The following is a 19703-nucleotide window of genomic DNA, read 5'->3' as shown; positions in this document are numbered from 1 at the left end:
CCCGGGCCGCGGGCAGTATGGGCCCATGGCCACCACACCCGCGCCCTTCACCGCCGACGACTACCGGGCCAGGATGGCCCGCGCCGCCGAATCCGCCGCCGACGCCGGACTCGCGGGAGTGCTCGTCGCTCCCGGCCCCGACCTGATGTACCTCACCGGCTACCGGCCCGCGGTCACCGAGCGGCTCACCCTCCTCTTCCTCTCGGCGGGCCGGGACCCGGTCCTCGTGGTGCCGAAGCTGGAGGCCCCCGACGCCGAGGAGGCCCCAGGCGGGTCCGCGCTCACCCTGCGGGACTGGACCGACGGCGCGGACCCCTACGCCGTCGCCGCCCCGCTCCTCGACATCACCGGCCGCTTCGGTGTCAGCGACAACGCCTGGGCGATGCATCTGCTCGGCCTCCAGAAACAGCTCCCGCAGACCTCGTACGTATCGCTGACCGAGGCACTGCCCATGCTGCGGGCGGTGAAGGACGCGCCCGAACTGGAGCGCCTCGCCGCGGCGGGCGAGGCCGCCGACGCGACGTACGAGGAGATCCTCAAGGTCCGCTTCGCGGGCCGCAGGGAAACGGACGTCGCGGCCGATCTCGCCGCGCTGCTCAAGCAGTTCGGTCACTCCCAGGTCGACTTCACGGTCGTCGGCTCGGGGCCCAACGGCGCCAACCCCCACCACGAGGCCGGCGAACGCACCATCGAGCCGGGTGACATGGTGGTCCTCGACTTCGGCGGCCTCAAGCACGGCTACGGATCGGACACCTCCCGTACGGTCCATGTGGGCGAGCCGTCCCCCGCAGAGCAGCACATCCACGACGTCGTCCAGGAGGCGCAGCGCGCCGGGGTGGAGGCGGTCAAGCCGGGCGCGGCCTGCCAGGAGATCGACCGGGCGGCCCGCGAGATCATCGACGAGGCCGGGTACGGCGACCTGTTCATCCACCGCACCGGTCACGGCATCGGCGTCACCACGCACGAGCCGCCCTACATGATCGAGGGCGAGGAGCGGCTTCTGGTGCCCGGAATGTGCTTCTCGGTGGAGCCGGGGATCTATCTGCCGGGCCGGTTCGGAGTGCGGATCGAGGACATCGTGACGGTTACCGAGGACGGAGGGCGCCGTCTGAACACGACATCGCGCGCGATGGCGATCGTCGACTAGGGTCTTCCGTTTGGATCAGGCCGGATCGGCGAGCCCGGCCTGATCCAGACGAAAGACCCCAGCGGGTCCCGCCCCAGTCACGCCACTTCGGCGACCGAGGAGCTGGGTCCGGGGCGGAGCCGGGTGCGTCAGCCGTCCGTCAGGACCACGCACGACTCGGGCGGAAGGCGCAACACGCCGTCCGCCCGCGGCGGTTGGACCGGCTCCCACGCCGCGAGCACCCGCCCGCCTCCGCCCAGCGGAATCTCCGCGGGTTCCTTCGCCAGATTGACCGCGACCCGCAGATCCCCGCGCCGGAAGGTCAGCCAGCGCGCCTGCTCGTCGTATGCCACCTTCACCGCGGCGAGGTCGGGATCCGCCAGGTCGGGCTGTGTACGGCGCAGCGCGATCAGCTCGCGGTGCCAGGCCAGCAGCCGGGCGTGCGGCTCCCGCTCCCGCTCGGAGCGGTCCAGACACGAACGTCCTCTCGTCGCCGGGTCCTGCGGGTCGGGGATCTCCTCCGCCGCCCACCCGTGTGCCGCGAACTCCCGCCGTCTGCCGTTGCGTACCGCCTCGGCCAGCTCCGCGTCGGTGTGGTCGGTGAAGAACTGCCAGGGGGTACGGGCTCCCCACTCCTCGCCCATGAACAGCATCGGCGTGAACGGCCCGCACAGCACCAGCGCCGCCGCGCACGCCAGCAGCCCGGGGGAGAGCGTGGCGGAGAGCCGGTCGCCGAGCGCGCGGTTGCCGATCTGGTCGTGCGTCTGGGCGTAGCCGAGGAAGCGGTGCGCCGGCGTCGTCGTCACATCGAGGGGGCGGCCGTGCGTACGGCCGCGGAAGCTCGAATAGGTGCCGTCGTGGAAGAAGCCGTGGGTGAGGGTCCTGGCGACGGCCGCCACGGGAGCGGCCGCGAAGTCGGCGTAGTAGCCCTGCGACTCGCCGGTCAGCGCGGTGTGCAGGGCGTGGTGGAAGTCGTCGTTCCACTGCGCGTGCAGACCGAGGCCGCCCGCCTCGCGGGGTCCGGTCGTCCGCGGGTCGCACAGATCCGACTCGGCGATCAGGAACAGCGGCCGCCCCAGCTCGGCGGAGAGTGTGTCGACGGCGGCGGAGAGCTCCTCCAGGAAGGTCAGCGCCCGGGTGTCGGCCAGCGCATGCACGGCGTCGAGGCGCAGCCCGTCGAGTCGGTGGTCGCGCAGCCAGGCCAGCGCGCTGCCCAGCAGATACGCGCGCACCTCGTCCGAGCCGGGCGCGTCCAGATTGACCGCGGAGCCCCAGGGCGTGTGGTGGGTGTCGGTGAAGTACGGGCCGAAGGAGGGCAGATGGTTCCCGGACGGGCCGAGGTGGTTGTGGACCACGTCCAGGACGACGCCGAGGCCCTCGCCGTGTGCCGTGTCGACAAAGCGCCTGAGCGCCTCCGGACCGCCGTACGGCTCATGGACAGCCCACAGCGACACGCCCTCGTACCCCCATCCGTGCACACCGGGGAAGGGACACAGCGGCATCAGTTCGACATGGGTGATCCCCAGCTCGGCCAGCTCGCCCAGCCGTCGGGCCGCAGCGTCCAGCGTGCCCTCGTCGGTGAACGTGCCGACATGGAGCTCGTACAACACCGCGCCGCGCAGCCCCCGGCCCGCCCACTCGTGCCGCCATGTGTACGCGCCCTGGTCGACCACGGCACTCGTCCCGTCCGGCCCGTCCGGCTGCCGGCGCGAGCGCGGATCGGGCAGCACGGGCCCGCCGTCCAGCGCGAAGCCGTACCGCGCGCCGTCTTCCGCCACCGCCTCGGCGCTCCACCAGCCCGGACGCCCCTCGGCGCGCCTCATGGGCCGCTCCCCGTCCTGAAGCCACAGCGTGACCCGGTCCTCGGCCTGCGGTGCCCATACCTCGAACAGCACTGGCGGTCCCCTCGTCGTCGATGCGCGTCGTCGATGCCGTCCCCATCCTGGCAAGATCGAGGTCTAGAAGCGGTCACCTCGGGCCATTAAAGTCACGAGCCATGTCGACGCCGCTGCCGCCGCTGCCCGCCTTCCCGTCCGGTTTCCTCTGGGGCGCGTCCGCCTCCGCCTTCCAGACCGAGGGAGCCGCCGACACCGACGGCAAGGGCCCCTCCGGCTGGGACGCCTTCGCCGCACAGGGACGGATCAAGGACGGTGCCGACGCCTCGCGCGGCACCGGCTTCCACGCCCGCTACCGCGAGGACGTCGCCCTGCTCGCCGGGCTCGGCGCCGACGCCTTCCGCTTCTCGGTCAGCTGGCCGCGGGTGATTCCCGGCGGCAGCGGCCCCGTCAACGCCGCCGGGCTCGACTTCTACGACCGCCTCGTCGACGAGCTGTGCGCCCACGGCATCGCACCCGCGCCCACCCTCTACCACTGGGACACGCCGCTGCCGCTGGACGACGCCGGCGGCTGGCTCGCCCGGGACACCGCGGCCCGCTTCGCCGAGTACGCCGCGGTCGTCGGTGAGCGGCTCGCCGACCGCGTACCGATGTGGATCACCATCAACGAACCGGCCGAGGTCACCCTGCTCGGATACGCCCTCGGCGAGCACGCGCCCGGCAAGCAGCTCCTCTTCGACGCGCTGCCCGCCGCCCACCACCAGCTGCTCGCACACGGTCTGGCGGTCCAGGCGCTGCGCGCCGCGGGAGCGTCGAACATCGGGCCGGCCGTCTCGCACTCGCCCGTGCGGACCGCGGGGACGAGCGAGGAGGACCGGTTCGGCGCCGAGCTGTACGACACGATCACCAACTGGATGTTCGCCGACCCGATCCTCACCGGGCGCTACCCGGACGAGAACTTCGCCGCCCTCATGCCCGGCCCCGTCGCCGAGGACCTCGCCGTCATCTCCGCTCCGCTCGACTGGTACGGCGTGAACTACTACCAGCCGATGCTCGTCGGCGCCCCCTCGCAGGACGCGCTCGGCACCTTCGCAGGCGTCGGACTTCCCGCCGAACTTCCCTTCGGAGTGCGCGAGACACAGAGCGAACAGCGGACCGACTTCGGCTGGGCGGTCGTGCCCGACGGACTGCGGGAGCAGCTCGTGCTGCTGAAGGAACGGTTCGGGGACCGGCTGCCACCGGTCTTCATCACCGAGAACGGCTGCTCGTACGACGGACTCGACGACCGGCGGCGCATCGACTTCCTCGACGGCCATCTGCGCGCCCTGCACGAGGCGATCGGCGCGGGAGTCGATGTACGCGGCTACTTCACCTGGTCCCTGACCGACAACATCGAGTGGGTCGAGGGGTCGTCGCAGCGCTTCGGTCTCGTCCATGTCGACTACGAGACGCTGGAGCGCACACCCAAGGCTTCGTACGCCTGGTACCGGGACGCCATCGCCGCCCAGAAGTCAGGGAACTGAGCGGATCCTCCACACCAGCACGCCGCCCAGGGCGGTCACCGCCGCGGCGGTGAGATAGAGCCCGGCGTATCCGCCCGCGTACGCCACGATCGGCGCGGCGAGCACCGGGCCGAGCACCTGCGGGGCGGAGTTGGCGATGTTGATGACGCCCAGATCCTTCGCGCGGTCCCCGGCGCGCGGCAGGACCTGGGTGATCAGCGCCTGGTCGACCGCGATGTACACCCCGAAGCCGAGCCCCAGCAGCAGCGCGGCTCCCATCGCCACCGGCCAGGTGTGCCAGAACGCGAGCAGCAAAGTGGACGCCGCCATCACCGCCGAACCGACGGAGACGAGCGCCCTGCGCCGCCCCGACCGGTCCGACACCCGCCCGCCCGCGACCGCCGTCACCACCACGCCCGCCGTGTAGAGCAGCGTCAGGATCAGCACGCCCTCGTCGGGATTGGCGTAGTGCACCGCGTCTTTCAGGAAATACAGCAGATAGAGCGTGCCGATCGAATTGCCGAGCATCACCAGGAACCGGGTCACCCAGGCCCAGCCGAAGTCCGGGTGCGCCCGGGGGCTCACCCAGAAGTCGGTGAGCCGCGTCGCGTCCCGTGCGGACGGCGGGACGTGGGGGTCGTCCGTCATCAGCACGAACGGCAGCGCGCAGAGCACGGTGAGCGCGGCCAGCAGCAGATAGCCCGCCGACGTCCCCGTCACGACCATCGTCACCAGCAGCGCCCCCACGACCAGCCCGAGCGTCATGGGTATGCCGATGAACCCGGAGACCGAGGCCCGCTGTTCGACCGGCACCTGGTCGGGCACGACCGCGTTGGAACCGGCGAGCATCGCGTTCAGGCCCGCCTGCGCCAGACACCAGCCGAGCGTCACACCCACCACGGTGGTCTGCGCCGAAGTGACCACGAGCCCGGCCGCTCCGGCCGCCGCCCCGCCCAGAATCCAGGGGTGACGGCGGCCGAAGCGGCTGCCGGTACGGTCCGAGAGCGCGCCCGCCAGCGGGTTGGCGAGCACGGCGACCAGAGCCCCCGAACCGGTGGCCAGGCTGAGCGCGAGCTCTTTCCCCGAAGGGGCGATCGTGTCGATCTGCTCGGCCAGCAACACCTGGACCGGGGTGAGAAACGCCATGAACAGTCCGAGGTTGGCGAGCATGAGGCCCGATATCCAGCCACCGCCGACACGGACCTGTGGCCCGGAGTGCAGCTCTTGTTCCGTCATGGGCGGCTCGCCATCAGCTCGGGGGTGTCCGGAGCTTACGGACACCCCCCGAGCTGGATCAATCCCGGGGTCGGGGCCGGAAGTGGATCCGTTCCTGCACGACTCGATGGCCCGCCTTCGTGAAGTTCGCAGCCATCGGGAAGTTGCCCTGATCGGTGGCGCCCGCGATGAACTCCGCGCCCCGTCGGGCCAGGAAGTGCGTGCACTCCGCGAGCAGGTCGTACGCATAGCCGTGGCCGCGCTGCTCCGGCACGACCCCGATGAAGCCGACGCACGGCCCCGACGGATTGTGTGCCGGGATGTGCACTCCGACCAGTTCACCGCCCGGCGTGTACGCCAGCTGCCACCACTCGCGCGGCGACGGGCACCAGTGGAAGAAGTCCAGCTCCTCCTGAGCGGCCTTGTCCACACCCGATGCGGCGATGGCGTGCAGGGCGTGCGCGTCGAGCGTCACGGAGTGGATGCGGCGCAGCGCCTCGAAGAACACCATGTCGTCGGGGTCGGGACGGAACTCCAGCCGTCCCGGCCGCCGCGGCAGCCCGCACCCGGTCGTCCAGCGGTACTGGAATCGCTCTACGAAGCGCGTCATCCCGGCCGCTTGAGCGGCCCGGATCCTCGCCTCGCCGGCCGCCGAGGCGACCGGGTCCTGACGCCAGCCCGGGGGCAGGATCAGTTCGTACTCGACGTGGTACGGGGAGGTGCGCAGCAGCTCGGCACCGGCGTCCTCCTCGCCCTCGGCGACATCGAACCAGTTGATGTTGACGGGGGTTTCGTCGTCCGGACCGCCCCACCAGGCGGCCCGCGCGACGACCTTGCCGTCGCGCAGCGCGACCCGCTTCCACTCGGGCCGATGGGTGGCCCGGGCCAGCGCGCGGCCCACGCCGAGCGGATCGGGCAGGGCGTCGAAGAGTTCCGCGTCGCTCTCGTCGAGCGCGCGAATGACCAGATCGGTCATGAGAGATGTCCTCCGGGAAAGAAGTGCGTGTGCGCTCCCGGTCAGACTGCGAACGCGCGGTGAACGGGGCGGGAGCGCGGGAATCGGGTGGTCTGCACTGCTCTCGCCTCCTTCCGTCGGCCGTGGCGTCGTGATCACGTTAGACGGGGCGCCGCCGATCCGTCCATCGCTTTGTTCCAACTGCGCTCCAGAAACCCCGCCCCGAAGGGCGGAGCTAGAGCTTCCGCGCAGGTCAGCAGCCACGTGCGGCAGGAACGGGAACGGCTGCTCTTCTGGACACCTGTGCCCCTTCGGCCCGACAATCTCGGATGTGACGTCCCCCTACGAGTTCCACACGTATCCCGCCCGGCTCTCCGATGCCGAGCGTGACCGTGTCCTCGGTGTGCTCAGAGAGGGTGCGGCCCAGGGCAAGTTGTCGCACGACACTTTCATGCGGCGCATGGAACTCGCCCTGGTCGCCCGCCGGCCCGACGAACTGCGGGCACTCACCGCCGACCTCGGCACCGACAGCCGTTGGTCGCGCCGCCTCTACAGCGCGGTGGGCCGCGCGTCGGCGTTCTGCGTGCGGCTGCGCAGGGCGTGGCAGGCCGAGAAGCTGCCGCCGCTGCTGCTGCCCGAACCCGGCCCGTACCCCCTGCGGATCGGCCGCGACCCGGGCAACGGCCTGCGGCTGAGCCATGACACTGTCTCGCGCCTGCATGCCGAACTGAGCAGGCAGGACAATCTGTGGATCCTGCGCGACCTCGGCTCCACCAACGGGACCACCGTCAACGGGCGGCGGGTGACGGGCTCGGTCGTGGTGCACGACGGGGACATGGTGGGCTTCGGCCGGATGAGTTTCCGCCTCACGGCCCGCTGAGAAACCCGGGGCAGCTGCTGCCGGCCGGGTTGACTGCCGGAGCGCTTCACCCGTAAGGGCGCGCGTGGGCTGCGGCGCGGGCTCCGCGGTGATCGCCTGGGGGAACCCGCACGAGCCGGCGGGGGCGGCGACCGGAAGTCGGAGCGACATGAGAGATGTGGGCATGGCCGGGCGGGCACTGAGCCGCGGGCCCGCGCTCTCGCTGCTCGCGCACCCCGGGACGCAGGATCCGTACCGCGTCTACCAGCGCATCCGTGACACGCATCCCCTCGCCTACGACCGTTACCTCGGCGCCTGGCTGCTCGGCCGGTACGCCGATGTCGCCCCCGCGTTCACCGACCCCCGGTTCACCGACGGCCACCGGCCTGGCGATCCGCCCTGCGCGTCCCATCACGGCACCCTCCCGCGGTCCGTGCACGAGGTCGTCGAGCGCACCGCCCATGTCCTCGCCCGGCGCATCGCGAAGCGACGGCAGGCCGACCTCGTCGAGGAGTTCTGCCGCTGGCTGCCCACCGGTACTGCCGGGGTGCGCGGGCGTGCCGTACGTGCCGTCACCCTGGCCGGAAGGTGCGTCACCCGGCTCACCGTGCGGGAGAAGGCCCTCGCGTCCTTCCTCGCCAACGTCCTCGACCATCCCGAGCAGCTCGCCGCCCTGCGTGAGCGGCCCGAACTCGCCGCCCGCGCCTGGGCGGAGTCGCTGCGGCGCGATCCGCCCGTCCTCGTCGTGCTGCGCCGTACCACCGCCGAGGTCCCCGTCACCGGCGGCACGCTCCCCGCCGGTGCGGCCGTCGCCTGTCTGATCGGGGCCGCGGGGCGGGATCCCGAGCGTTTCCGGGACCCCGACCGGTTCGACGTACTGCGCGACGACGCCGGTCAGCTCACCTTCGGCCCCGGCGACTGCCCTGCCGTACAGCTCGCGGCCCTGGAGGCGGAGTACGGACTGCGGGCCCTGTTCGACGCGATGCCCGCGCTGTGCTGGGCCGAGGGCTTCCGGCCCGAGGCGACCGGGCTGCTCACCCGCGCGCCGAGGACTCTGCTGGTGCGGCCCGGCGGCTGAGCAGTGCCACCGGGCGTTCCGCGAACAGCTCCGCCAGCGGCACCGCTCCGCCCGCGAACTCCCGTTCAGGAGCGAGCAGATCGGCCCAGCTGCCTTCCGGGAGCGTGAGCTCCGTCCCCTGCCAGCCGCCCGCCTGTGCCAGCCGCAGCGACAGCCGGGTGACGGCCGTGACCGCTTCGCCCGTGCGGCAGAAGGCCACACAGTGAGCGGCCGCGGGACCGCTCGCGCTCAGCGGTGTGTATGTGCCCGACTCCCCGAAGACCCCTGGCCGCTCCTGTCGCAGCCGTAGCGCTGCCTTCGTGACCTGCGTCTTCTCGTCCGACGGGCCCTGACGGAACGGCCTCCGGTTGTCCGGATCCACCAGGGCCAGGAACTCGTGCTCCGTGCCCTGGTAGAGGTCGGGCACCCCCGGCATCGTCAGATGCAGCAGCGCAGCCCCCAGCACATTGGCCCGTACATAGGGATCCAGCTCCCTGGCCAGGGTCGCAACCGCATACATCGGCGGCCCTTCGGGCCCGGCGTCCACGAAGTCCTCGAGAGCCTGCTCGTACGCGGGGTCCTGCTCCGTCCAGGACGTGTGAAGACCGGCCTCCCGGGCACCCTTCAGCAGCGCCGTGCGCAGCCTCTCGCCGTACGGGAAGCCGAAACCGGACGCGGTCTGCCAGGCCGTCCACGCCAGATGGGGATCGGGAGCGCGCCCGCCGTCGGGGAACCCCCCCTGCGCGGTCATCTGCTCCATGAACCGGGCCCATCTGTCCGGGCACTCGGAAAGCACCGCGATCCGGGCGCGCACATCGGCGCTTCGCTTGGTGTCGTGCGTGGTCAGCACGGTCCCCGTGGCCGGCCAGTCGCGGGCGAGACGGGCGCAGTACGCATGGAACCGCTCGGGGCTCACCGCGGGACTCCCGGGATCCCCGCCCACCTCGTTCGCCGAGATCAGCGGCACATAGCGGTAGAAGGCCGTGTCCTCAACCGACTTGGCGCGCAGCGCGGACGACGTCTGGGCGAAGCGCGTGCGGAACGCCTCCTGGTCGGGCCCCTCGCCGAGCCGCCCGAGTGCGAGGTCGCGCACCACGTCGACCGCGGTCGCCTCCTCGGGCACCGTGAACGCCGCCTTCGCCCTGTCCGCCGCCTCATCGGGCAGCGCGTCCTCGCCGCCGACGCGGTAGGGGCGGTAGACGGGCACCCGCACCAGCAGCTCGCGGACCGCCGCTCGCAGCGCCCACGGGGCGTGGTCGCGCAGCGCCGGATCCGCCGCGCAGACCCGCTCCGCCATCCGGGTCAGCGCGGCGGTCTCGGCGGCCAGTTCGTGCGTGACCACCTTGTACGCGGCGCGGCGCACGGTCGCCTCCCAGTAGCCGCCCCGGTCACCGGCGGGTCCCGCGAACGCCCGGTACTGGCGGACCAGCGCGGTCTCTCCCACCGGATCGGTGAACAGGCCGTCCAGGTGCCGCAGGGCGTCGTACCCCGTCGTCCCCGCCACCGGCCAGCGGGCCGGCAGCCGTTCGTCCCCCGTGAGGATCTTCTCGACGACCGTCCAGCACGCCCCGCCCGTCGCCTCCTCCAGCCGCCGCAGATACGCCTCGGGGTCGGCGAGCCCGTCCGGGTGGTCGATCCGCAGGCCGTCGACGACCCCGTCCCGTACGAGTTCGATGATCTTTCCGTGGGTGGCGTCGAAGACGTCCGGGTCCTCCACCCGGACCCCGATCAGCTCCGAAATGGTGAAGAACCGCCGGTAGTTGAGCTCCGTGCGGGCCAGCCGCCACCAGACCGGCCGATACCACTGTGCGTCCAGCAGCTCGGGCAGCGGCAGCTTTCCCGTGGACTCGCGCAGCGGGAAGCGCTGCTCCCCGTAGTGCAGCACATCTCCTTCGACGCGCATCGCGGCCAGCTCGTCGCCGATCCGGCCCGAGAGCACCGGCAGCAGCACTTTCCCGCCGCCCGCCTCCCAGTCGATGTCGAACCAGCGGGCGTACGGGGACAGCGGGCCCTCGCGCAGCACCTCCCACAGGGCCCGGTTGTGGCCCGGCACGGCGGCCATGTGGTTGGGCACGATGTCCAGGACGAGTCCGAGACCGTGCTCGCGCGCCGTACGGGACAGCTCGCGCAGACCCGCCTCGCCGCCGAGCTCCTCGCGCACCCGGGCCGGGTCGACGACGTCGTAGCCGTGCGTCGACCCCGGCACCGCTTCGAGGACCGGCGACAGGTGCAGATGCGAGACGCCGAGCCCGGCGAGGTAGGGCACGGCCCGAGCGGCTGCCGAGAAGGGGAACTCCGGCTGGAGCTGAAGCCGGTAGGTGGCGATGGGCGTCATGCGAACGTATGTACCCGCCTGGGCGGCTTCTGTGTCATCGGCCCGCGCGTCCGTGTCGGCCGAACGGGCTATCCGGCCCGATCCGGCCACGGGCCTACGCGGGCCGCCGAAGAACCGTCATGCTCCGCCCCACCAGCCGCACCCGCTCCCCGCCGGCGACCTTCTGACCCCCGCCCGGCCGGACGCCCTCCTTGCATGCCGTGTCCACGACGATCTCCCACTGCCGGCCGTGGTTCACGGGCACCGCGAAGTCCAGATCCTCGGCGCTCGCGTTGAACATCAGCAGGAAGGAGTCGTCGGAGATCCGCTCGCCCCGGGGCCCCGGCTCCGAGATGGCGTGTCCGTTCAGGAAGACCGACAGGGCCCTGGCATGGGCCGCCTGCCAGTCCCGCTGGACCATCTCCTCACCCTCAGGGGTGAACCAGGCGATGTCGGAGAGCTCGTCGTGCGTCCCTTCCACCGGCCGTCCGTGGAAGAACCGGCGCCGGCGGAAGACCGGATGGTCGCGCCGCAGCCACACCATCGCCCGGGTGAAGGCCAGTAGGGACCCGTCCGTGTCCTCGCCCGGCTCCGGCCAGCGCACCCAGGACACGTCGTTGTCCTGGCAGTAGGCGTTGTTGTTGCCGCCCTGCGTGCGGGCGAACTCGTCGCCGTGGCTGAGCATCGGGACGCCCTGGGAGAGCATCAGGGTCGCGATGAAGTTGCGCATCTGGCGGGCGCGCAGACCGAGCACCTCGGGGTCGTCGCTCTCGCCCTCGGCCCCGCAGTTCCAGGACCGGTTGTGGCTCTCGCCGTCGCGGTTGCCCTCACCGTTGGCCTCGTTGTGCTTGGCGTTGTACGAGACCAGATCGTGCAGGGTGAAGCCGTCGTGACAGGTGGTGAAGTTGATGGAGGCGAGCGGTCGCCGCCCGTCGTACTGATAGAGGTCCGACGAGCCGGTCAGCCGGGAGGCGAACTCCGCCAGCGTCCTCGGCTCGCCACGCCACAGGTCCCGCACGGTGTCGCGGTACTTGCCGTTCCACTCGGTCCACAGCGGCGGGAAGTTCCCCACCTGGTAGCCGCCCTCGCCGACATCCCACGGCTCGGCGATCAGTTTCACCTGACTGACCACCGGGTCCTGCTGGACCAGGTCGAAGAAGGACGAGAGCCGGTCCACCTCGTGGAACTGCCGTGCGAGCGTCGCCGCGAGGTCGAAGCGGAAGCCGTCCACATGCATCTCGGTCACCCAGTACCGCAGCGAGTCCATGATCAGCTGGAGCACATGGGGGCTGCGCATCAGCAGGGAGTTCCCGGTCCCCGTCGTGTCCGTGTAGTAGCGCGGATCGTCGGAGAGCCGGTAGTACGAGGCGTTGTCCAGGCCCCGGAAGGACAGAGTCGGGCCCAGGTGATTGCCCTCGGCGGTGTGGTTGTACACGACGTCGAGGATGACCTCGATGCCTGCCTGGTGCAGCGCCTTCACGGCCTGCTTGAACTCCAGCACCTGCTCGCCGCGGTCGCCCCAGGACGCGTAGGTGTTGTGCGGGGCGAAGAAGCCGATCGTGTTGTATCCCCAGTAGTTGTTCAGTTTCGCGTCCACCAGCCGGTGGTCGTTGACGAACTGGTGCACCGGCATTAACTCAAGCGTGGTGACCCCCAGTTCCGTCAGATGCGAGATCACGGCGGGATGCGCGAGTCCGGCGTAGGTGCCGCGCAGCTCCTGGGGCAGCTGCGGATGGAGCATCGTCAGGCCCTTCACATGGGCCTCGTAGATGACGGTGCGGTGGTAGTCCGTACGCGGCGGCCTGTCGTCGCCCCAGTCGAAGTACGGATTGACCACGACCGAGGTCATCACGTGGGGTGCCGAGTCCAGGTCATTGCGGGAGTCCGGCTTGCCGAAGTGGTAGCCGTAGACCGATTCGCCCCAGTCCATGGCGCCGCTGATCGCACGGGCGTACGGGTCGAGGAGCAGCTTTGCGGAGTTGCAGCGCTGCCCGTGCTCCGGTTTGTACGGGCCGTGGACCCGGAAGCCGTACCGCTGGCCGGGCATCACGCCCGGCAGATAGGCGTGCCGCACGAAGGCGTCGGACTCGCGCAGCTCCACCGCCGTCTCCGAGCCGTCGTCGTGCAGCAGGCACAGCTCAATGCGCCGTGCCGCTTCTGAGTACACGGCGAAGTTGGTGCCGGCGCCGTCGTACGTGGCACCGAGGGGATACGCCTGTCCCGGCCAGACCTGCATAGATATGACTCTTCCACTTGTGATCCGGGTGCTGGGGGACGTCGCCCAGATCCTCCCCGAAAGTATTGCCGCTCAGAGGCCTCCGTGACCGTGGACGACGCGGTCAACATCGGGTTCCGTGTGTCGCCCCAGGACGCAACCGCTATGAATCCGCTCACTCCGGCAGATCTTGCCTGGCAGAACGGCCGGATTTGACAAGGGAGTTGGGAAAGTACACTGCAGATCCGGCTGCACCGGCGACCGCTGGCGGAGTACTCTTCCTTGATCGTTGAAGGGCCAGAGAAGGCGGTGCGTGGGTGAGCTCGGGAGGGCTGGAGCTTCCCCCCGGTGACGCAGGTCACGAGGGGGAATCCGCCGACGTCCCGCCCGGAGCGGTCTCTCTCGCCAGACCGATGGAGATCGGGGCGGAACTGGACTGGGGCGCGGACGCCTGGAGTGAAGTCCGTACGCGTGCCCAGCGCGCCGGGCGGGCCTATATCTGGCTGAACCTCGTGGAGCAGCGGCTGCGGGCCGTGGTGGCTGCCGTGCTGCGCCCGATCTACGAACCGGTGCACGGCGACGAGTGGGTCGTGGCCGCGGCGGGACCCGCGGGGCAGGAGTGGGTGCAGCGCGCCGTCGCGGTGCGGGAGGTCTCGCGTCGCAAGGGCTACCTCCTCGACCCGGCGGACGACAACGTCCTGTCGTTTCTCACCCTCCCGCAGCTGCGGGAGCTGATGGTCCAGCACTGGCCGTGCTTCGAACCCTATTTCGACGACCGGCGCGATGTGGAGCTGGCGCTGGACGAGCTGGAGGTGGCGCGCAATGTCGTCTCCCGCAACCGCGCTCTGAACGAGGCGGTCCTGGCGCAGGCCGAGCGCGCGTCCGCCCGGCTCCTGGAGATACTGGGCAGCGGCACGGGCGTGCCCTCCGCGGACCGGCTCCCCGTCGACGCGGTCGAGGATCTCGTCGGCGACCGCTACGCGGACGTGGTCTCGGTCCACCCCGACCGGGTCCGGCTCCAGCGGCAGATCCCCGCCGAGGACCTCTTCGGCGGCGCACGGCGCCTCGACGCGATCGGCATAGGCCTGAACCTCCTCGTCCAGAACTTCTCCGGCCGGCGGCTCGTCCGGCTGGCCGAGTCGGGCTGCCGGGTGCGCCTGCTCTTCCTGAACCCGGCGAGCAGCTCGGTCAAGCGCCGTGAGCGCGAACTCGGCCTCAAAAAGGGCGAATTGAGCCGTACGGTCGAGATGAACATCCTTCATATGCGCCGTGTGCGCTCCCGGCTGCGCGACCCGGGAGCCTTCGAGATCCATGTCTTCGACGAGACCCCTCGCTTCACGGCGTACCTCGTCGACGGCGACGGCCCGGACGGAGTGGCCGTCGTGCAGTCGTATCTGCGCCGGGCGCGGGGTATGGAGGCGCCGGTGCTGGTGCTGCGGGGCGGCGGGCGGGCGGTCGTGCGCGCGGGCCACGACAGCGAGCACGGGTTGTTCCAGACATACCGTGAGGAGTTCGAGTCCGTGTGGACGGACTCACGGCCGGTGTCCTGAGGGCCGGCGACCGGCGACACCCCGGCCCGCGCTGCCGCCTGCCGCGTTGTCAGTGGCCCGTGGCAGGGTGAGTACCGATGGGGGAAGCACCACCGCACCACAGAGGAGGGGGCCACGATGGCTTGGCACGGGGAACCGCTGGTCGGCTTCGACCTGGAGACGACGGGGACGGAGCCGCTGGAGGCGCGCATCGTGACCGCCGCGGTCGTCGAGGCTCGGGCGGGGGAGCCGGAGCAGCAGTGGACCTGGCTGGCCGACCCGGGGATCAGCATCCCCGCTCAGGCATCGGCGATCCACGGCATCAGCAACGAGCACGCAGCGACACAGGGCCGTCCGGCGCGGGAGGTCACGGATGAGATCGCCGAGACGCTGACGGGGTACTGGACCCGGGGGGTGCCGGTCGTCGCGTACAACGCGGCGTTCGATCTGACGCTCCTCATGGCCGAGTTGCGGCGGCATGACCTGCCGTCCCTGAGCGACCGTCTCTCGGGCCGCCCGATCGGCCCGGTGATCGACCCGTACACCATCGACCGCGCGGTCGACCGCTACCGCAAGGGCAAGCGGAATCTGGAGGCGGTCTGCGTCGAGTACGGCGTGACTCTGGCGTCGGCCCACGACGCCACGGCGGACGCGCTGGCGGCGGTGCGGGTGGCCGCCGCGATAGCCGACCGCCATGCGGCGGTGGCCTCGCTGACGCCTGCTGAGCTGCATGAGCGTCAGATCGCCTGGTATGCGCAGTGGGCGGCGGACTTCCAGCGCTTCCTGCGCGGGAAGGGCAGCGCGGACGCGGTGGTGGACGCGTCGTGGCCCCTTCGGGAGCCGGTCCGTACGGGGAACTGAACCGGGCGGAGCGAGCCGGACCCCGCGCCCCGCGCATCAAGCCCGTCGGCGGTGCCCCGGACGACGTCCGGGCGAGACTGAGGAGGGAGCCCGACGGGCGTCCCGGGGTCCGGAGGTTCCCGGTGGTCCGGAGGTTTCCCGCTCCGGGAAGCGGCGGTTGGGGACGGTCAGAACGAATACCACCGGACCCCGTCCTCCCCGTCCCGCAGGGATGCCACCCGGCGCGCGAACTCCTCGCGCGCCGCCGCATTCGTCGGCGCGTGCTGCGCCACCCATGCACAGCTCGCGGTCTCCCTCGCCCCCCGCAGCACCCCACACCCCTCCCACTCCCGCACATCCCACCCGTACGCCCGCGTGAACGACTCGTACGCCTCCGGCGCCAAGCCGTAGCGGTCCCGTGAGAGTGCCATCACCACCAGGTCGTGCTCGCGGAAGTCCGACGAGAAGGTCTCCAGGTCCATCAGGACCGGGCCGTCCGGGCCCACATGGACGTTGCGGGGGAGTGCGTCGCCGTGGACCGGGCCGGGGGTGAGATGCGGCGTGAGCGCGGACGCCGCCGACGCGAAACCGTCCCGGCGCTCGCGCAGATACGCCGCGTCCGCCGGGTCGATCGCGTCCCCGGCGAGCCGCAGCCATCGCTCGACACCCCCGAGCAGCTCCCGCGCCGGGAGCGTGAAGGAAGGAGAGGACAGCGCATGGACCTGCCGCAGCAGTACCGCCAGGTCCGCGGGGTCGGCCGCCCGGACCGCGGCCGGGAGCCGGTGCCAGAGCGTCACCGGGTGCCCCTCGACCAGGCGCGCCTTGGCCTCTGCCGGGCGGACCGCGGGGACGCCCGCCCCGGCCAGCCACGCCCCGACGGCCAGTTCGCGCTCCGCGCGCGCCAGCAGCTCCGTGTCCCGGCCGACCTTGACGACCACCTCGCCCGCCCCGAACACCGCGTTCTCACCGAGCGCCAGCAGCGCGGCGTCGCCGGGGAGCCCCGCGGCCTGGAGCACCTCGCGTGCCCGCACCTCGTCCATGGCGCGAATTCTCGCATCCTCGCAGGTGGGCTTGACGAACCGACGGACCGTCAGCACGATGACGGAGGCCGCCGGGGCCGGATCAGGACGAGCCGCCCGAAGGAGTCGCATCCGTGACAGTGGCGAGCACGGCACCGCCGTCCGTGAAGCCGGCGTCCACCAGGAAGCTGGACCACGGGGCCTGGTTTCTCGTCCTGCCGGCCCTGATCCCGATCCTGGTGCTGAGCGTGGGCCCGTTGCTCTACGGCATCGCGCTCGCGTTCACCGACTCCCAGGCCGGCCGCACCGAGCCCACCGAATGGATCGGGACGCTCAACTTCCAGGACCTGGTCCACGACACGCTCTTCTGGGACTCGTTCAGGATCGGTCTGCTCTGGGCGGTCGGCGTCACCGTGCCCCAGTTCGCGCTCGCCCTCGGCCTGGCCCTGCTGCTCAACCAGAACCTCCGCTTCCGGTGGCTGGCCCGCGCGCTCGCGATCATCCCCTGGGCCATGCCCGAGGTCGTCGTCGGCATCATGTGGCGGCTGGTCTACAACCCCGACGCGGGCATTCTCAACGAGACGGTCCGCGACCTGGGTCTCGGAGACGGCCGGGACTGGCTGAGCGGACTGGCCACCGCGCTTCCCGCCGTCATCGTCGTCGGGATCTGGGCCGGTATGCCGCAGACCACCGTCGCGCTCCTCGCCGGCCTCCAGAACACCCCGCACGAACTGCACGAGGCGGCTGCCCTTGACGGTGCGGGCGCCTGGCAGCGGTTCCGTACGGTCACCTGGCCCGCACTCAAGCCCGTCGCCCTCGCCATCACCGCCCTCAACTTCATCTGGAACTTCAACTCCTTCGCCCTGGTGTATGTGCTCACCAACGGCGGCCCCGGCGGACGCACCCGTCTGCCCATGCTTTTCGCTTACGAAGAGGCTTTCCGGTACGGACAGTTCGGATACGCCGCCGCCATGGGGTGCGTCATGGTCGCGGTGATCTCGGTGATGCTCGCCCTCCATCTCGTGGGGCGGCTCGGGGGAGGCGAGGAGAAGTGACGGGACTTCGCACCAGCAGGCCGGGGCGGGCCGGCCAGTACGTGGCGTTGCTCTGCTATCTCGTCTTCCTCGCCTTCCCCTTCCTCTGGCTGATCTCCACCGCCTTCAAGCCGCCCCGCGAACTGGGCTCCCTGCACCCCACCTGGATCCCCAAGGACCCCACCCTCGACAACTTCCGCCAGGCATTCGACGAGCAACCCCTCCTCCAGGCCGCCGCCAACAGCATGATCGTGGCGCTCGCCGCCGCCCTGATCGCCGTGGTGATCGCGACCCCCATGGCCTATGTCATGGCCCGCAACCGGAGCAGGCTCTCCACCGCCGCCACCGGCTGGGTCGTGGTCAGCCAGGCTTTCCCGTTCGTCCTGGTGATCATTCCGCTGTTCCTCGTCCTGAAGAACCTGCATCTGATCAACACGCTCACCGGCCTGATCATGGTGTATGCGGTCTGGTCGCTGCCGTTCGCGCTCTGGATGCTCCTCGGGTACGTACGGGCCGTGCCGCGTGAACTGGAGGAGGCCGCGGCCGTCGACGGAGCGGGCAGGCTGCGCATCCTGGTCTCGGTCACCGCCCCGCTGCTCGCGCCCGGCATCGTCGCGACATCGCTCTTCGCCCTCATCACCGCCTGGAATGAGTTCTTCTTCGCGCTCGTCCTGCTCAAGACCCCGCAGCAGCAGACCTTGCCGGTCGTCCTCACCCACTTCCTCGGCGCGGAGGGCGTCGCCGACCTCGGGCCGCTCGCCGCGGCCGCGTTCCTCGCGACGCTTCCCTCGCTCGTCATCTTCGCGATCATCCAGAGGCGGATCACGGGCGGGATGCTGGCAGGGGCGGTGAAGTCCTGATGCGCGCACGGCTGCTCGCCGCAGCGGCCACGGCGCTGACGCTGCTGCTGGCAGGCTGCTCGGGCGACGGCGAGGACACGGAGCGGCGGGTCACACTCCGATTCCACTCCCTGGCCTGGCAGAAGGAGTCCGTCGAGGCCAACAGAGAGCTGGTCGCCGAGTGGAACGCGGCGCATCCCGACATCCGGGTCGAGTACGTGCAGGGCAGTTGGGACAGCGTCCACGACCAGTTGCTGACCTCATTCGAGGGCGGCGAGGCGCCCGACATCATCCATGACGCCTCGGACGATCTTGCCGACTTCGCCTACGGCGGCCGTCTCGCCGATCTGCGCGGACTGCTGCCCGAGCGGCTCACGTCCGACATCCCGCGGCAGAGCTGGGAGACCGTGACCTTCGGCGCTGGCGTCTACGGCGTCCCCTTCCTCCAGGAGCCGAGGGTCCTGATCGCCAACAAGAAGATCCTCGATTCCTCCGGAGTGCGTGTCCCGACCGCCCTTCAGCCCTGGACGTGGGCGGAGTTCCGGCAGGTGACCAAGGAGCTGGCCCGGACGATGGGGGAGGGGAAGTACGGCGTGGCCTGGCCGCTCAAGGAGCCGGTCTCCGTCACCCTCAACCTAGGTCTCTCGGCCGGTGGGCGGCTCTTCCACCGGGGCGCCGACGGCAAGGTCACCATCGAGTTCACGGACGACGACGCGGTGGTGCCGGGCATCATCCACGATCAGGTCAACACCGACAGGAGCGCGTCGCGCACGACCCTCGGGGCGGGAGGCTCGGACACCCTGCCCGGCTTCTTCGGCGGCAAGTACGCCATGGTCCCCCTGGGTTTCTCGTACCGGCAGCAGATCGTGCAGCAGGCGCCCAAGGGATTCGAGTGGACGGTGCTGCCCGCCCCGGTGGGATCCGGAGGGCAGGCCCAGGGCGTGAGCCCGCAGACGCTTTCGGTCGCCGAGGACAGTCGGCACAAGAGGGAGGCGGCGCAGTTCATCGCCTTCATGCTGCGCCCGGCGAACATGGTGCGACTGGCAAAGGGCGACTGGATGCTGCCGACGGGGACGCGGGCACTCGCGGATCCCGCACTGCGCAGGGAGAAGGACGGCTGGGCGGCCGGAGCGGCGCTGGCCCGGGGGCTGCGCTCGGCCCCGGCCCAGTCGGTGCGCGGCTACCCGGAATGGAAGGACAAGGTCGCGACTCCGGCGCTGCAGGAGTACTACAGCGGTGCGATCGGCGAGGCCGAACTGCGCACACGACTGGTGAAGGACGGCAGTCTCGTCCTCGCCCGCTATCAGCGGTAGAGCGCCGCGCTCACTCCCCGACACATGCGCCGGGCGGGCTGAAAGTCAGCC

Annotated in this window: 15 protein-coding genes; 9 read left to right on the top strand and 6 right to left on the bottom strand. The window is 71.0% G+C overall.

The window, feature by feature from the left end:
- The first annotated feature begins 25 nt into the window (after positions 1 to 25).
- A complete protein-coding gene (locus tag OG293_RS06990) occupies positions 26 to 1147 on the top strand; it encodes an aminopeptidase P family protein (RefSeq protein ID WP_405997891.1) in 1122 nt (373 codons plus the stop codon).
- A gap of 128 nt (positions 1148 to 1275) precedes the next feature.
- On the opposite strand, the gene treZ is transcribed toward OG293_RS06990, so the two are convergent.
- The gene (gene treZ / locus OG293_RS06985) at positions 1276 to 3021 is read right to left on the bottom strand and encodes a malto-oligosyltrehalose trehalohydrolase (RefSeq protein ID WP_405997890.1); all 1746 of its coding nucleotides are present in this window, start codon (positions 3019 to 3021) and stop codon (positions 1276 to 1278) included.
- A gap of 101 nt (positions 3022 to 3122) precedes the next feature.
- Here treZ and OG293_RS06980 point away from each other — a divergent pair, with 101 nt between their 5' ends.
- Positions 3123 to 4484: a GH1 family beta-glucosidase gene (locus OG293_RS06980; protein ID WP_405997889.1), complete on the top strand. Its 1362-nt coding sequence runs from the start codon at positions 3123 to 3125 to the stop codon at positions 4482 to 4484.
- Here OG293_RS06980 and OG293_RS06975 read toward each other — a convergent pair.
- Both OG293_RS06975 and OG293_RS06970 read right to left on the bottom strand, forming a co-directional pair.
- Entirely contained in the window at positions 4473 to 5699 is a 1227-nt protein-coding gene (locus tag OG293_RS06975) for an MFS transporter (RefSeq protein ID WP_405997888.1), read from the bottom strand. The two genes, OG293_RS06980 and OG293_RS06975, sit on opposite strands and share 12 nt — an antisense overlap.
- A 58-nt stretch (positions 5700 to 5757) precedes the next feature.
- Positions 5758 to 6654 (bottom strand): GNAT family N-acetyltransferase, encoded by an 897-nt coding sequence (locus tag OG293_RS06970; RefSeq protein WP_405997887.1) that lies wholly within the window; start codon positions 6652 to 6654, stop codon positions 5758 to 5760.
- A 310-nt stretch (positions 6655 to 6964) separates the two neighbouring features.
- Here OG293_RS06970 and OG293_RS06965 point away from each other — a divergent pair, with 310 nt between their 5' ends.
- Both OG293_RS06965 and OG293_RS06960 read left to right on the top strand, forming a co-directional pair.
- Positions 6965 to 7513 carry a DUF1707 and FHA domain-containing protein gene (locus OG293_RS06965; RefSeq protein ID WP_405997886.1) on the top strand — a complete coding sequence of 183 codons (549 nt, stop codon included), beginning with the start codon at positions 6965 to 6967 and terminating at the stop codon, positions 7511 to 7513.
- Between the two features lie 148 nt (positions 7514 to 7661).
- Complete coding sequence (locus tag OG293_RS06960; protein WP_405997885.1) at positions 7662 to 8570, top strand: cytochrome P450; 909 nt, start codon at positions 7662 to 7664, stop codon at positions 8568 to 8570.
- Here OG293_RS06960 and treY read toward each other — a convergent pair.
- Positions 8527 to 10884, bottom strand: a complete 2358-nt coding sequence (gene treY, locus OG293_RS06955; RefSeq protein ID WP_405997884.1) for a malto-oligosyltrehalose synthase — start codon at positions 10882 to 10884, stop codon at positions 8527 to 8529. The two genes, OG293_RS06960 and treY, sit on opposite strands and share 44 nt — an antisense overlap.
- Positions 10885 to 10978: 94 nt before the next feature.
- Complete coding sequence (gene glgX / locus OG293_RS06950) at positions 10979 to 13099, bottom strand: glycogen debranching protein GlgX (RefSeq protein ID WP_405997883.1); 2121 nt, start codon at positions 13097 to 13099, stop codon at positions 10979 to 10981.
- Positions 13100 to 13395: 296 nt separating this feature from the next.
- Here glgX and OG293_RS06945 point away from each other — a divergent pair, with 296 nt between their 5' ends.
- Both OG293_RS06945 and OG293_RS06940 read left to right on the top strand, forming a co-directional pair.
- Positions 13396 to 14628 carry an SAV2148 family HEPN domain-containing protein gene (locus tag OG293_RS06945; RefSeq protein ID WP_405997882.1) on the top strand — a complete coding sequence of 411 codons (1233 nt, stop codon included), beginning with the start codon at positions 13396 to 13398 and terminating at the stop codon, positions 14626 to 14628.
- Positions 14629 to 14745: 117 nt separating this feature from the next.
- The gene (locus tag OG293_RS06940; RefSeq protein WP_405997881.1) at positions 14746 to 15468 is read left to right on the top strand and encodes a 3'-5' exonuclease; all 723 of its coding nucleotides are present in this window, start codon (positions 14746 to 14748) and stop codon (positions 15466 to 15468) included.
- Between the two features lie 167 nt (positions 15469 to 15635).
- Here OG293_RS06940 and OG293_RS06935 read toward each other — a convergent pair whose 3' ends face one another.
- Complete coding sequence (locus OG293_RS06935; protein ID WP_405997880.1) at positions 15636 to 16487, bottom strand: phosphotransferase enzyme family protein; 852 nt, start codon at positions 16485 to 16487, stop codon at positions 15636 to 15638.
- Between the two features lie 119 nt (positions 16488 to 16606).
- Here OG293_RS06935 and OG293_RS06930 point away from each other — a divergent pair, with 119 nt between their 5' ends.
- The 3 genes from OG293_RS06930 to OG293_RS06920 are packed head-to-tail and all read left to right on the top strand — an operon-like array spanning position 16607 to position 19652.
- Entirely contained in the window at positions 16607 to 17521 is a 915-nt protein-coding gene (locus OG293_RS06930) for a carbohydrate ABC transporter permease (RefSeq protein WP_406003526.1), read from the top strand.
- Positions 17518 to 18360, top strand: coding sequence for a carbohydrate ABC transporter permease (locus OG293_RS06925; RefSeq protein ID WP_405997879.1), 843 nt, complete (start codon positions 17518 to 17520; stop codon positions 18358 to 18360). Before OG293_RS06930 ends, OG293_RS06925 begins: the two co-directional genes overlap by 4 nt.
- Positions 18360 to 19652 (top strand): ABC transporter substrate-binding protein, encoded by a 1293-nt coding sequence (locus tag OG293_RS06920; protein ID WP_405997878.1) that lies wholly within the window; start codon positions 18360 to 18362, stop codon positions 19650 to 19652. Before OG293_RS06925 ends, OG293_RS06920 begins: the two co-directional genes overlap by 1 nt.
- Positions 19653 to 19703 lie beyond the last annotated feature (51 nt).

Source organism: Streptomyces sp. NBC_00829 (assembly GCF_045161795.1).
In the GTDB taxonomy this organism is placed as follows: domain Bacteria; phylum Actinomycetota; class Actinomycetes; order Streptomycetales; family Streptomycetaceae; genus Streptomyces.
This window is presented reverse-complemented; position numbering and strand designations above follow the sequence as displayed.

Coding starts and splice junctions, on each gene's coding strand:
- OG293_RS06970 (WP_405997887.1), bottom strand. CDS start 6,654: ATGACCGATCTGGTCATTCGCGCGCTCGACGAGAGCGACGCGGAACTC.
- OG293_RS06940 (WP_405997881.1), top strand. CDS start 14,746: ATGGCTTGGCACGGGGAACCGCTGGTCGGCTTCGACCTGGAGACGACG.
- OG293_RS06960 (WP_405997885.1), top strand. CDS start 7,662: ATGAGAGATGTGGGCATGGCCGGGCGGGCACTGAGCCGCGGGCCCGCG.
- OG293_RS06935 (WP_405997880.1), bottom strand. CDS start 16,487: ATGGACGAGGTGCGGGCACGCGAGGTGCTCCAGGCCGCGGGGCTCCCC.
- treY (WP_405997884.1), bottom strand. CDS start 10,884: ATGACGCCCATCGCCACCTACCGGCTTCAGCTCCAGCCGGAGTTCCCC.
- OG293_RS06920 (WP_405997878.1), top strand. CDS start 18,360: ATGCGCGCACGGCTGCTCGCCGCAGCGGCCACGGCGCTGACGCTGCTG.
- OG293_RS06980 (WP_405997889.1), top strand. CDS start 3,123: ATGTCGACGCCGCTGCCGCCGCTGCCCGCCTTCCCGTCCGGTTTCCTC.
- OG293_RS06975 (WP_405997888.1), bottom strand. CDS start 5,699: ATGACGGAACAAGAGCTGCACTCCGGGCCACAGGTCCGTGTCGGCGGT.
- glgX (WP_405997883.1), bottom strand. CDS start 13,099: ATGCAGGTCTGGCCGGGACAGGCGTATCCCCTCGGTGCCACGTACGAC.
- OG293_RS06990 (WP_405997891.1), top strand. CDS start 26: ATGGCCACCACACCCGCGCCCTTCACCGCCGACGACTACCGGGCCAGG.